The 13,444-nt window shown below is 48.2% G+C and carries 15 protein-coding genes; 13 read left to right on the forward strand and 2 right to left on the reverse strand.

Translation table 11 applies throughout. The features are described from left to right. Positions 1–19: 19 nt before the first annotated feature. Entirely contained in the window at positions 20–901 is an 882-nt protein-coding gene (locus ACI0FF_RS17765) for an HpcH/HpaI aldolase/citrate lyase family protein (RefSeq protein ID WP_419798084.1), read from the reverse strand. 132 nt (positions 902–1,033) lie between these two features. Between ACI0FF_RS17765 and pdxY the strand changes: the two genes are divergently transcribed. From pdxY to ACI0FF_RS17785, 4 genes are all read left to right on the forward strand, one after another. Next, complete coding sequence (pdxY, locus tag ACI0FF_RS17770) at positions 1,034–1,885, forward strand: pyridoxal kinase PdxY (protein WP_419798085.1); 852 nt, start codon at positions 1,034–1,036, stop codon at positions 1,883–1,885. Next, the gene (gene cobU / locus ACI0FF_RS17775) at positions 1,886–2,380 is read left to right on the forward strand and encodes a bifunctional adenosylcobinamide kinase/adenosylcobinamide-phosphate guanylyltransferase (RefSeq protein WP_419798086.1); all 495 of its coding nucleotides are present in this window, start codon (positions 1,886–1,888) and stop codon (positions 2,378–2,380) included. It begins immediately after the preceding gene. A gap of 3 nt (positions 2,381–2,383) precedes the next feature. Continuing rightward, positions 2,384–3,451, forward strand: a complete 1,068-nt coding sequence (gene cobW / locus ACI0FF_RS17780; RefSeq protein ID WP_419798087.1) for a cobalamin biosynthesis protein CobW — start codon at positions 2,384–2,386, stop codon at positions 3,449–3,451. A gap of 154 nt (positions 3,452–3,605) precedes the next feature. After that, entirely contained in the window at positions 3,606–4,373 is a 768-nt protein-coding gene (locus ACI0FF_RS17785; RefSeq protein ID WP_419798088.1) for a substrate-binding periplasmic protein, read from the forward strand. Here the strand turns inward: ACI0FF_RS17785 and ACI0FF_RS17790 are convergent. After that, complete coding sequence (locus ACI0FF_RS17790; RefSeq protein WP_419798089.1) at positions 4,331–5,347, reverse strand: NAD(P)/FAD-dependent oxidoreductase; 1,017 nt, start codon at positions 5,345–5,347, stop codon at positions 4,331–4,333. The two genes, ACI0FF_RS17785 and ACI0FF_RS17790, sit on opposite strands and share 43 nt — an antisense overlap. 83 nt (positions 5,348–5,430) lie before the next feature. On the opposite strand from ACI0FF_RS17790, the gene tsaE reads away from it, so the two are divergent. The 9 genes from tsaE (at position 5,431) to rimP (ending at position 13,444) form a co-directional block, all read left to right on the forward strand. Then, positions 5,431–5,892, forward strand: coding sequence for a tRNA (adenosine(37)-N6)-threonylcarbamoyltransferase complex ATPase subunit type 1 TsaE (gene tsaE, locus ACI0FF_RS17795; RefSeq protein WP_419798090.1), 462 nt, complete (start codon positions 5,431–5,433; stop codon positions 5,890–5,892). Continuing rightward, positions 5,885–6,892 (forward strand): aminoglycoside phosphotransferase family protein, encoded by a 1,008-nt coding sequence (locus ACI0FF_RS17800; protein WP_419798091.1) that lies wholly within the window; start codon positions 5,885–5,887, stop codon positions 6,890–6,892. The genes tsaE and ACI0FF_RS17800 overlap by 8 nt, the downstream gene beginning before the upstream one ends. Further along, entirely contained in the window at positions 6,877–7,593 is a 717-nt protein-coding gene (locus ACI0FF_RS17805; RefSeq protein WP_419798092.1) for a nucleotidyltransferase family protein, read from the forward strand. The genes ACI0FF_RS17800 and ACI0FF_RS17805 overlap by 16 nt, the downstream gene beginning before the upstream one ends. Continuing rightward, positions 7,562–9,136: an apolipoprotein N-acyltransferase gene (gene lnt, locus ACI0FF_RS17810; protein WP_419798093.1), complete on the forward strand. Its 1,575-nt coding sequence runs from the start codon at positions 7,562–7,564 to the stop codon at positions 9,134–9,136. The genes ACI0FF_RS17805 and lnt overlap by 32 nt, the downstream gene beginning before the upstream one ends. Positions 9,137–9,272: 136 nt before the next feature. Then, a complete protein-coding gene (locus ACI0FF_RS17815) occupies positions 9,273–9,746 on the forward strand; it encodes a helix-turn-helix domain-containing protein (RefSeq protein WP_419798094.1) in 474 nt (157 codons plus the stop codon). Between the two features lie 173 nt (positions 9,747–9,919). After that, positions 9,920–11,092, forward strand: coding sequence for a methionine adenosyltransferase (metK, locus tag ACI0FF_RS17820; protein ID WP_419798095.1), 1,173 nt, complete (start codon positions 9,920–9,922; stop codon positions 11,090–11,092). An 89-nt stretch (positions 11,093–11,181) separates the two neighbouring features. Further along, positions 11,182–11,889 carry a tRNA (guanosine(46)-N7)-methyltransferase TrmB gene (gene trmB, locus ACI0FF_RS17825; protein ID WP_419798096.1) on the forward strand — a complete coding sequence of 236 codons (708 nt, stop codon included), beginning with the start codon at positions 11,182–11,184 and terminating at the stop codon, positions 11,887–11,889. A 99-nt stretch (positions 11,890–11,988) separates the two neighbouring features. Then, positions 11,989–12,774, forward strand: coding sequence for an amino acid ABC transporter substrate-binding protein (locus tag ACI0FF_RS17830; protein ID WP_419798097.1), 786 nt, complete (start codon positions 11,989–11,991; stop codon positions 12,772–12,774). 175 nt (positions 12,775–12,949) lie between these two features. After that, positions 12,950–13,444 (forward strand): ribosome maturation factor RimP, encoded by a 495-nt coding sequence (gene rimP, locus ACI0FF_RS17835; RefSeq protein WP_188663653.1) that lies wholly within the window; start codon positions 12,950–12,952, stop codon positions 13,442–13,444.

Consider the following 13,444-nt stretch of genomic DNA (forward strand, 5'->3'; position numbering starts at 1 on the left):
ATCAGATATATAAAGTGACTTAAGCGCCAGCTTCCATCTTCACAATTGCTTCTGCCTGTGCAACTACTTGTTTTGCCGTGACCACATGCAGGTTTTCAATTAGCTTGCCATCAACGACAACAACGCCTTTGCCTTCTTTCTCCGCTTCTGCGTGTGCAGCAATAATCTTTTTGGACCATTCGACTTCCGCATCGGACGGACCAAAGATTTCATTGGCTTTTCCAACCGTTTTTGGATGGATCAGCGTCTTCCCATCAAAGCCGAGCTCTTGACCCTGTTTGCAATGTTCCACAAAGCCTTCATCATCGGACAGGTCCAGATAAACACCATCCAAAATTGCAATCCCGGCCGCACGTGCCGCCAAAATACAAACGTTCAAAGACATCATAAACGGCAAGCGCATTGGCGTATGGGCACAGCGTAATTCTTTCGCCAAATCCGACGTTCCCATCACAAAACCACCCATACGATCAGTCGAATCGGCAATTTCTTCAGCATGAAGCATACCGCGCGGGGTTTCCATCATACACCAGATTTTCATCTCGGCAGGGGCACCCGCACCATCCATAATCGCTTCGACCTGACGAACTGTGTCTGCACTTTCCACCTTCGGCAATAAAATCGCATCCGCACCGGATGTTGAAGCCGCAACAATATCGTCATAGCCCCAAGGCGTGTTTAAACCGTTTGTGCGGATAAGAATTTCGCGCATGCCATAACCGCCTTCTTTGACGGCATCAACAATTTGTTGGCGCGCGACTTCTTTGGCATCCGGAGCGACGGCATCTTCAAGATCAAGGATCAAACCATCCGCGGGAAGGGTACGCCCCTTTTCCAGTGCGCGGGCGTTGGACCCCGGCATATAGAGGACACTACGACGAGGACGTGCTGTTGCAGCCATTGGACTATTTCCTTTGCAGTTAAGTTTTCTGTTATTTCGCAATTGCGGAAAAATATAAACAAAAGTTTCTCATTGGCAAGCCCGCATGATGGGGTATAACTGCAAGAAAACAGCCTAAAAGAATGTAAGCGTATGAGCATCTTATCAATTCAATCCTCTGTCGCCGTTGGTCATGTCGGAAATTCGGCTGCCGTCTTTCCCTTGCAACGCCTTGGTTTTGAAGTCTGGGCGGTCCCGACCGTTCTGTTCTCAAACCATCCGGGTTACGATTCTCATGCCGGTGCTGCGGTTCCCATTGACACCATGCGTGCAATGGTCGACGGGATTGATAATCTAGATCATTTTGCCCATTGCGAGGCGATCTTGTCCGGCTATCTTGGCAACGTAAAGGCGGGGCGATTCGTCCTTGAAACGGTTGAGCGCATCAAAGGCATTAACAAAGACACCCTTTATTTTTGCGATCCGGTTGTGGGCGACATGACACGCCGCCTTTATGTCAAAGATGAAGTCGCGGCCTTTGTGCGCGATGAATTGATCCAGCATGCCGATATTCTTGCCCCGAATGCTTTTGAATTAAAATATCTCAGCGGTCGATCCCAAGATACCCTAAGTGATGCGATGTTTGCGGCAGATGCCTTGCGCGCACGCGGCCCCAAAACAATCTTGATTACCTCTTTGCGCGGGCGAAAAGGTAATAAACCAACCCTGTCCAACGTCATCGTCAGTGACCAAGGCGCCTGGCGGGTCACCGTTCCGCAACGGGCCTTGCGGGCAAAAGGCACCGGTGATACCTTCGCCGCCCTGTTTCTCGCGCATCATTTGCGTGGGGAAACAGCCCAGCAGGCATTGGAACTGGCGACCTCAACCCTTTATGGCATTATTGATGACACACTGCGCCATGACAGTGACGAACTCCGCCTAATCGATGCCCAAGCCGAATATCTCCACCCCAGTTTTTATATCGATGCCGTCAGGATTGGGTAGATGATTACTCTTGTTCTCGGTGGCGCACGATCCGGAAAATCGGCTTATGCCGAAAAAATAATCGAGGATTTAGGCAGTGGGGTCTATCTTGCCACCTCGCGCGTTTGGGATGCGGAAATGACCGAACGGGTGCAAATCCATCAGGCCCGGCGTAATGATCTATGGCAGACCATTGAAGAACCGGTCGCAATTCACGATATCATTGCCAACACAGACAAACCCATGCTCGTCGACTGCCTGACCTTATGGCTGTCCAACCTGATGGAGATGGAAGCCGATATCGATCAGGAAACCGAACAGCTTTGTCATGCCCTGACAATGGCAAAACAAGACGTTGTGCTGGTGTCTAACGAAGTTGGACTGGGCATTGTGCCCGATAATGCCTTGGCGCGGAAATTTCGTGATTTGGCAGGCAAAGTCAATCAAACGGTAGCGCAAACCGCCGATCGTGTGATATTTGTCGCAGCCGGACTACCCCTCACAATGAAAGAATAATCCATGAAGATACCTGCAACTGTCATTACCGGTTTTTTAGGCGCCGGTAAAACCACTTTGATCCGCCACCTGCTGGAAAATGCCAACGGTAAAAAAATCGCGTTGGTGATTAACGAATTCGGCGATTTGGGTGTTGATCGCGAAATGGTCAAAGGGTGCGGCATTGCAGGCTGCGAAGACGAAGACGGCAACGACAATGTGATTGAACTGGCAAATGGATGTATCTGTTGCACTGTGGCCGACGAATTCCTACCAACGATGGAAGCCCTTTTAGAACGCGACAACCTGCCCGACCATATTGTGATTGAAACCTCGGGCCTTGCCCTGCCCAAACCGTTGGTCAAAGCGTTCAACTGGCCGGAGATTAAAACACGCGTGACCGTGGATGGTGTGATCACAGTTATCGATACCCATGCGGTCGATATGGGGCGTTTTGCCGACGATGAAGCCACGATACAAAAGGTTCGTGAAAGCGATGAAAGTCTGGATCACGACAATCCGCTAGAAGAATTGTTTGAAGATCAGTTGCAATGTGCCGATATGGTCTTGTTGAATAAAACCGATCTTGTCGAAGCCACACGCCTGACAGAAATTAAAGCCGATTTACAAGCGCGCGTGCGTGATCATGTCAAATTTATTGAAACCGACCATGGTCAGGTTGACCCGGCAATCCTGTTAGGCCTAGATGCAGCGGCTGAGGATGACCTGCATCATCGCCATTCCCATCACGAACACGATGACCACGATGATGATGACGACCATGACCATCATCACGACCACAGCCATGATGAATTTGAAAGTTTCTCTGTCTCGCTTGGTCCAATTGCAGACCCGGTCGATCTGGAAAACAAATTGCTGGCGCTTGTCGATACCCATGACATTTTACGGATTAAAGGCTTCCTTGATGTCCCCGGTAAACCCATGCGCCATGTCGTGCAGGGTGTGGGACCGCGTTTCCAACGCTATTTCGACCGTCCGTGGGCAAATGATGAACCACGCACCAGTCAACTTGTGATTATCGGAAAGCATGGGTTGGACAAAGCAGCTATTGAAAAAGCCCTTGCCTCATAAACATAAAACGCCTGTAAAACAGCCAATCTTATCCTATTAGATAGATTACAAGGAATATAACAGATGGTAGAAATGTCTGTTATATGAACTCCATCTCAATAGGCTGTAGGTTATAGCTTTGTACTTAAAAGGCCTCATTCTTTCTGCTCTTCTTATGTTTTTTTCCGTCGGAACATCCGCAAATGAAATCACATCCATTCATTTGCCGGAAGGGGTTCTGGCGGAAAAAACATCGATTGGCTATGTTGGTGCCTTCCCCGATATTTTAAACGAAGCCGCACGCAGGTTAAAACGCCCTGTTTCCCTTTATGCTGGCCCGTGGTTACGCTCACAAAAAAACGCACAGTATATCCCCGGCGCCGCAATTGCCCCGCTGACCCGTGTCCCGGAACGCGAAGATCAATATATCTGGGTGGAAGAAATTCTTCCCCTAAATCTCACCTTCCTGATCATGAGCGGTTCAAACACGGAGTATCAGAGTATGGATGATCTGATAGGAAAACGCATTGGTGTCCTGCGCGGATCTGTTGCCGATGTCATAACACGCAACATGCCGGAACTGCGCAAATATGTTGTGTTATCTTCAACCGGAGAATCCTTAAGCAAACTCTTGCAACATGGTCGAATTGACGGCTGGTTGATTTGGGATATCTACGGTCTGGAAAATATGCGCAAGCTTAATCTAATGCCGTTCATCAAAACAACTTTTTCCTATACTGTCGGCCCCCTTTATCTGGCAACAAACTCAAGCGTCAGCATAAAGGAAGTCCAACTCTGGCAACATACCCTGCGCGAGATGAAACAAGATGGCACAATTGCCAGAATTATCCGCCAGCATTACGGCAACAAAATTGTTGCCGTCCTCAAAAAAGCGCGGCCTTATTCGCCGGGGACCCCGACAGAAGTCGAATATTCAAAATGAAGTTCTTCATCGGGATGCGCGTAAGCATGGGCAGAACGCGCTGCCATTGCTGCTTCGGAAAATCCACATAAAATCAGTTTAAGTTTATTTTCATACGTCACAATATCGCCCACGGCATACACCCCGGCCAAGCTGGTCGCCATAGAGGTTGGATGTACACTGAGGTGTTTCTTATCCAGTTCCAGTTCCCATTCTGCAATCGGCCCCAGATTTTGCGACAAACCGTAAAAAGCCAGCATAACATCGGCATCAAGGTCGCGTGTATTCCCATCAAAATCTTTAACAACAACGGCTCTTAACTGATCACCATCCCCTTTCAATCCTTCCAACTGATAGGGAACAACCAATTCGATTTTGCCGTCTGCGGCCAATTGCTGCATCTGGGATACGCTTTCCGGCGCAGCACGAAATTTTGGGCGGCGATGAACCACCTGAACGGATTTCGCAACATCGGCTAAAGACAATGCCCAATCAACCGCACTGTCACCACCCCCTGCAATCACAATACGTTTATCGCGGAATTCTTCGCGTTTGCGCACCATATAGAAGATGGATTGCCCTTCATATTGCGCCAGCCCATCCAGTGGCGGTCGATTGGGACCAAACGCCCCAACACCGGCAGCAACGATAACCGCTTTGGCATTAATTTGTGTCCCCTTGTCGGTTTCCAAATTAAAACTGCCATCTGCCTGTTTTTCAAGCTTGGTCACTTGCTGAGAAAGATGATAAACCGGATTAAAAGGGGCGGCCTGTTCTTCCAGCTTGTTAATCAGATCACCGCCTGTAATAGACGGATGGGCGGGAATATCGTAAATCGGTTTTTCTGGATACATGGCCGTACATTGCCCGCCGATCATATCCAGCGCATCAATAACATGGCAGTTCATTTTCAGCATACCACATTCAAACACGGCGAACAGTCCGGTTGGGCCTGCCCCGATGATGGCAACGTCAGTTTTCTGCATCTCAGTCATTGATTTTAACCTTTTAAGAATTTACGAACCAATTGGCCCTAAAATGCGATGAAAAAGAGGCCGAAGTCTAGTATTAAGTTGCCATGAAAATAGAAATCAAAAACCAAAACCAAACCGAAGAAATCGCACAACGCCTTGCCGCCATTGCCCAACCTGGTGATGTCATCGCGCTATATGGCGATTTAGGGGTCGGAAAATCCGTCTTTTCGCGCGCCTTTATCCGCGCCATGACCACCCCGGATGAAGAAGTCCCCAGCCCGACATTTACCCTTGTTCAAATCTATGAAACCGAGGCATGTGAACTTTATCATTTCGACATGTACCGTCTTGATGCACCCGAAGATGGCTTGGAACTAGGGATCGAGGAAGCCTTTGCCGAAGGGATCTCATTGATCGAATGGCCGTCCAAGCTTGGGGGATATCTGCCATGGGATTGCCTGAACATTGAAATTTCCCATAACCCGGCGGATCAAAACGCCCGCCATTTTAATTTTTCAACACAAGGTCGCTGGATCGAGCGCCTCAAGGAGATTGCCCTTGTCTGATCGTCAGGAATTACGCCAACGTTTTTTAACAGAAAACGGATGGAGTGGTGTGGATTGTCCCTTGCTGGCCGGGGATGCCTCTTTTCGCAAATATTACCGCCTCAGCCGCGACGGTGAACAAGTCGTTTTGATGGATGCGCCCCCGCCCCAAGAAAACGTACGCCCCTTTGTCAAAATCGCTAACTTCTTAGTTGAGCACGGCTTCAGTGCACCTCGGGTTCTGGCGAAAGATTCAAAAAACGGTTTTCTACTGATCGAGGATCTGGGCGACGATACCTATACCCGGTTGTTGCAAAACGGAGCGGATGAACGACACCTTTATAAACTGGCCACCGATGTACTGGTCGAACTGCATAAAGATGTCACAGCCCTACCGGATGACATCCCCGAATATGATCACGAATTGCTAACGAGTGAAGCCCTGCTTTTACCTGACTGGTGGATGAAAGCCGCCTTTGGTGATACGTACGTCAGTGCCGATATGCGCAATAGTTATATCGAGGCTTGGCAACCCTGTTTTGATTATCTTCAAGATCAAAAACCGGTTCTTGTACTGCGCGATTATCATGTCGACAATCTGCTGCTGCTTCCAGATCGCCATGAATGGGCGGCTTGCGGATTATTGGATTTTCAGGATGCCGTTTTAGGGTCCGGTATTTATGACCTGATGAGCCTGCTCGAAGATGCACGGCGCGACATAAAACCGTCACTCATTGAAGAAATGAAAATGCGCTATACTCGGGCATTCCCGGATCTGGAACCGGAAGAATTCGATACCGTCTTCGCGATTTTAGGGGCACAACGCCATGCCAAAGTTATCGGTATTTTCGCCCGCCTATGTATGCGTGACGCTAAACCGATTTATCTGCAACATATGCCGCGTGTCTGGCGCTTGCTGGAAAGATCGCTTAAGCACCCGATGCTGAAAGATGTCAAAACGTGGATCGACCAACATATCCCCAAAGAAGCCCGAGGAATTCCCGCATGTCTGAACAAATAACATCCGGCATGATTCTGGCTGCGGGATTAGGCACCCGAATGCGCCCATTGACGTTGCATACACCAAAACCCCTGATCAAAGTTGCCGGGCGTACAATGGCCGATCGTGCCCTGGATCGATTGAAAGAAGCCGGTGTGACCCATGCCGTCCTGAATATCAGTTATCTGGGTGAACAAATCGCTGCCCATTTTAAAACCCGCACAGATATGGATATCCAGCTTTCAAAAGAAGATGAGCCCCTGGAAACAGGGGGTGGCGTCCAAAATGCCCTGCCCTTGTTAAAAGGAAATGCCTTTTTTGTCCTGAATGGAGATGCCGTTCTCTTAAACGGCCCGACACCAACGCTGTGCCGTATGAAAGAGTTCTGGAACCCGGCAGATATGGATGTCCTGTTACTGTTGCTGCCCAGTGCCAAGGCCATCGGGTATAGTGGTCCCGGTGACTTTACGCTGGACAACCGCTGTATCCCGGCGTTTCGCAAAGAACGCAACACCGCGCCTTATGTCTTTAGCGGGGTGCAGGTTTTGGCACATAACACCTTTGAAAACCGCCCAAAGGGCAAATGGTCCTTGCGTGAAATCTATCAGGATGCCATTACCAAAGGCCGCGCACGTGCACTTGTCCATGATGGTGATTGGTTACATGTCGGAACACCGGAAGGGTTGGAAGTTGCCGAAGATTACTTTGCAAAGCTTGCTTGACATTCAAAACCGCTGGAAAAAAGCGGGACTTTTGATCGCACTTGGCCTCTGTGTCGTTGCGGCCCTTCCCCCAATTTATATTTTGCCATTGGCTTTTATCGGTTTTTCCGGCTTGTTTCTCTTGCTAGACCGCTGCACAACGACGAAGCAAGCCTTTTTCACCGGCTGGTTCTTTGGCGTTGGTTTTTTCGGTGGCGGTCTTTACTGGCTCACCAATGCCTTTCTCGTTAATGCGGTCAAACATGGCTGGCTTATTCCCGTTGCCATTCCGGCTCTTGCCTTCGCAATGGGCTTGTTTATCGGGCTGACCACGCTCAGCGCCCATTTGATGTGGCGTAACCAAAAACATCCGTCTCAAGCCTTTGCCCGGATCATTCTTTTCGCGATTGCGTGGACCTTGTGGGAATGGGTACGAAGTTGGATTTTTACCGGCTTCCCATGGAATTTGGCAGGAACCGTTTGGGGTTTCAGCGACATCATGATGCAACCGGCAGCCTATACCGGCGCCTTCGGTTTTAGTCTGCTAACCGTCTTGGCCCTGAGTTTGCCTGCATGTTTCTCCTATCTAGGAGGTAACAAAAAGTTTCTCGCTCTACTCGCCTGCCTGCTCATCCCCGTCCTGTTTTGGGGCACAGGCAGTCTGCGTCTGCAAAACGCTAATGTTGTTTTTCATGATGATATAACGCTCCGCCTTGTTCAACCCAATATCAATCAGGCCCATAAGTGGGATAGAGATTTGAAAGTCGCCAATTTCAATCAGCATCTTGAATTAAGTCTTGCTGAAAGTACAAATGGGAAAAGGCCCAGTCACATTATCTGGCCTGAAACGGCTGTCACCTATGCTTTAAACCGCGAACCCAATGTTTTGCGCGCTATTGCCTCTGTCGTGCCGCCGGGCGGTGCTGTCCTGACAGGAACGCCACGCATGACCCCACGGGGACAACAACCTTTTCAGGTTTGGAACAGCTTGCTTGCCGTTAATGAAAAAGCAGAAATTACAGCAGTTTATGACAAATCTCATCTTGTCCCCTTTGGTGAATACATCCCCTTTCGTCGCTTCAACCCTGTTCCCAAATTAACAGCAGGTATGGTCGACTTTAGCCCCGGTGATGGATTACAGACCCTACAGGTAAATGGTCTGCCCCCCTTCAGTCCCTTGATCTGTTACGAGGTTATCTTTCCGGGGTCGGTTGCAAATAAGGAAAAACGCCCCTATTGGTTGTTAAACTTAACAAACGACGGATGGTATTCAGACAGCCCTGGCCCCTATCAACACTTAATAAGTGCACGCATGCGCAGTATTGAAGAAGGCCTCCCCTTGATCCGTGTTGCCAATACCGGGATCACTGTGGCAACGGATGCATATGGTCGTGTCCTCTCCCGCTTAGATTACGGACAACGCGGTTTTATTGATATTCAGCTGGCAAAACGACTTGAAAAAGCCCCTTACGCCAGCACCACATCCAATGCTATCCTAATGTGTCTTATCGGCTTTTTCTTTCTTATCGCTCACGTCATGTTCTTCATTTATCGGAAAAGATAATATTCAATCTTTGGTTATTTTAATTTAAAATCCTTCTACTCTGGTTGAATTCCCGCCCAAATGTTTGCTATAGTCCGCCCGACTTTATAGTCGGGATGATCCCGAACTGGTGTGCGAATTGGGGAATTTAAGGAACATGGACGAACTTGCGAAACCTGCAGGCTTGCCGAAAAAAAAGCCCGGAGAGACAAGTCCCATCGACATTCATGTCGGTGCACGATTAAGACAACGACGAACGTTATTGGGGATGAGCCAAGGTAAGCTAGGTGATACCGTCGGACTAACCTTTCAACAAATTCAAAAATACGAGCGTGGTGCAAACAGAATCGGCGCAAGTCGACTTTATGATCTCAGTCGCGTTCTGGATGTTTCCATCGCCTATTTTTTTGAAGAGATGCCCAACGAAATAAGCGAACAACGCTATAAATCTGTCAATAAACATCTAAGTAATGATGTCAGCGCCTTTGAAACCGATGACATCACCCGACGTGAAACACTCGAACTGGTCAGAAATTATTATAAAGTTTCAAACCCAGTGGTGCGAAAGCGTCTTTTTGAACTCGCAAAAGTACTTGCGACACAGAATATTTCAGCAAACGAAAACACTTGACCTGATAACCATTTCTGATACAAATCCCTTCATTATTTCTGCGGAAAAGCCCGCAGGAACATGGGGGGATTTGGATCGCTTGCGCACCCATGGTAAAAAATGTCGCTAAGTGGGCTTACAGATAATCGTGCCCTTGATCCATTGGTTTAACTTTTGATCGAAAGGCGCTTATCATGGCTCTCGACAAATATCTTTTTACATCTGAATCTGTTTCAGAAGGTCACCCGGACAAAGTCTGCGACCGTATCTCCGATTCCATTATTGACGCATTCTTGGCTCTTGATCCGCATTCACGCGTTGCCGTTGAAACCATGTGTACGACAAATTTCGTCGCACTTGCTGGTGAAGTTCGCGGCCCGGACGAGATGAACCACGAAAAATTCAAAGAAATCACGCGCCAAGCTATTAAAGACATCGGTTACGAGCAACGCGGCTTCCATTGGAAAGATTGCGAAATCACATCGCAAATCCATTCTCAATCTGCCGATATTGCCCAAGGTGTGGATGAAGGCACAGGCACAGACACAGAAGAAGGTGCTGGCGACCAAGGCATTATGTTTGGTTATGCCTGCAACGAAACACCGGAATTAATGCCTGCACCGATTATGTATTCTCACCAAATCCTGCGCCGCATGGCCGAAGACCGCCATTCTGGTAAAGTTCAGGGTTTTGGGCCAGACAGCAAATCACAGGTCACATTGGCTTATGAAAACGGCAAACCGGTTCGTGCAACGTCTTTGGTTGTATCTACACAACATGACGAAAGCCTTTCTTTGAGCGATGTCCGTGAACTTGTCCTACCTTATTTCGAAGAAGTTCTGCCGGAAGGCTGGTTGCCGGAAGACAACGAAATTTACGTAAACCCGACAGGTCGTTTCGTAATTGGTGGTCCCGATGGCGATGCAGGTCTGACAGGCCGTAAAATCATTGTAGACACATATGGTGGGGCAGCCCCGCATGGTGGCGGTGCGTTCTCCGGTAAAGATCCGACCAAGGTTGACCGTTCTGCAGCTTATGCCGCACGTTATCTCGCGAAAAACATTGTGGCAGCCGGTCTGGCTGACAAATGTACCATCCAGCTTTCTTACGCAATCGGTATTTCCAAACCGTTGTCCGTATATTGTGACACAGCCGGTACAGCACAGGTTGACGAACAGAAATTGGCAAAAATCGCAGCCGAAATCATGAACCTGTCGCCGCGCGGCATTCGTGAACATCTGCAACTGAACCGTCCGATCTATAAAGAAACATCAGCTTACGGTCACTTCGGTCGCACACCGACAGCAGAAGGTCACTTCTCTTGGGAGAAAACCGATCTGGTTGACGAACTGAAACGCCAGTTCTAATTCTGGCTTAAAACAGTTGAGATTACCTGCAAACGCGGGTATGCATGGCCCCTGTCTCGTACAGGGGCCATTTGCTATGTGGAAAGAAAATGTCAGATAACCCGGAACTTTATACCACACGTTTGCGTACGTTTGGTCGCCGCCAAGGCTACAAACTGAAACCTCGTCAACAAGAACTGGTCGATACACTTCTACCATCCTTACGCTTGAGTGCCCCGCAAGACGGCCACCAAATTGATCCAAGCACTGTGTTTCAAAAACCCGTCAAGCAAGTTTGGTTTGAAATCGGCTTCGGCGGTGGGGAACATGCGGCCGCGCAAATTGCCAACAATCCTGACATCGGCATGATTGCCTGTGAACCCTTTATGAACGGTGTCGCTAGTCTTCTGGTTCATATTGATAATCAAAACTTACAAGAACGGGTCCGCATCCTGGATGACGATGCACGTTCTTTACTCGACAGCCTTCCTGATTGCAGTCTGGACCGTATGTTTCTGCTGTTTCCAGACCCCTGGCGCAAAAAACGCCATGCCAAACGACGTTTCATCGGTAAAGAGAATCTGGAACTGGTCGCCCGCGTGCTCAAACCCGGCGGTGAATTCCGTGTCGCGAGCGACCACATGCCTTATATTGACTGGACCTTAGAACATCTATCCAATCACAATGATTTCGATTGGCTTTGTGATGGTCCACAAGATTGGCGCACCCGCCCTGCTGATTGGCCACCAACGCGTTATGAACAAAAGGCGTTGAAACAAGGGAAGCCTTGTGTATACCTAAGGTTTAGACGCAAGTAGACGAATGCTCAACTTTTTGTTATTATCATTGTTATTATTTTTTCCTAAGATTAGAGCTAGGTACTTGCAATGATTAGCATATAAGGGTATGAGGCAGCCATGAAGCACTTACGCACATATTCTGGCCTTTTATCTCTCGTAGCCCTATTCATCCTATTTGCATGCACGGCACAGGCTCAAACTCAAATTCGTGTTCTTGCTTATCCTTTTCCGCCTTTTTTAAATGAAGATAACAGAACAGGATTAACAACCGACCTTATTGCTCTACTTAACAATCTTCAAACCGATTATCATTTTGAATTAAAAGTCACATCTCCGACCCGGCGCTATAAACAATTTGCGGCAGGTCATGCCGATATCATTTTCTTTGAAATGCCAACATGGGGGTGGCAAAAAACAACCCTGGGCTTTCAACAAACAAAAGAAATAATGAAAGGCGGTGAAAAATATGTGACCGCAAATCAGAAGGGCCGGGATCAAAGCTTTTTTGATGATTTAACATCAAAAAGCATCAGTGCTTATATCGGATATCATTACGGTTTTGCAAACTTCAATGCAGATCAAAATTGGTTAAGACAGAACTTTCGCATTGGCTTGCATAACTCGCACGAACGCATATTAGATCTCATTCTCAAGAATAAAGTCGATATCGGCGTTGTAACCCTGTCCTATTTAAAAAAACATTTCTACGCAAACCCACAACTTCGTTCCAAACTCCTGATTTCAGATCGTTTTGATCAACACTACAGCTTACGCGCACTGGTACGCAATGGGGCACAGATCAAGGCCTCTCAACTCGAACACCTTCTGGACCGGCTTAAACAAAATAAACAACTGCGCGGTTTGTTCATCGCCAATGGGTTGGAAGATCAACTAACCTACTAACATCCCTCCCCTTCGCACAGATTATTTTTCCTTGCATTTCAATAAAAGAAGCGTATAAAGAGGGCGAACTCAATACATAGCCACTTTAGTGGATTTGATTGAAGTGGGCCCAACGGTCCGCTTTTTTTGTTATCGGGACATAATTTTCAATCTGAAGGAAAGGGGTTTCTTGCATATGTCTTTAGCGCTTAAACGCATTGAAGAAATTATTGCGCCCACCCTGACGGATCTGGGATATGCGATTGTTCGCCTGCAAATGCAGGGCGAACGTCATCCGACATTACAGATCATGGCAGAACGTCTGGACCGCAAGATTATGGACGTCGAAGATTGTGCTGCAATCAGCCGCGCGATTTCGCCATTGCTGGATGTCGATGACCCGATTGAAGACGCCTATTCTCTGGAAGTGAGTTCACCTGGAGTAGATCGTCCGCTGGTGCGGGCAGAAGATTTTGAACGGTTTGCCGGTTTTGAAGCCAAGGTCGAAGTGGCCTATCTGATTGATGGCCGCAAACGTTTCACAGGCCGCCTTGTCGGCCTTGTGGATGGAAATGTACAAATTCTCGTGGACGGCGAAGCCCAAGATCTTCCTTTCGAAGATATTGTCAAAGCCAAGCTTGTCCTCACCGACGACCTGCTGGCCGCAGCGTCTAAAGAACAAGGATTGTAA

Origin of the sequence: Terasakiella sp. 4MB5A (assembly GCF_050058155.1) — a bacterium.
Classification (GTDB): Bacteria; Pseudomonadota; Alphaproteobacteria; order Rhodospirillales; family Terasakiellaceae; genus Terasakiella; species Terasakiella halodenitrificans.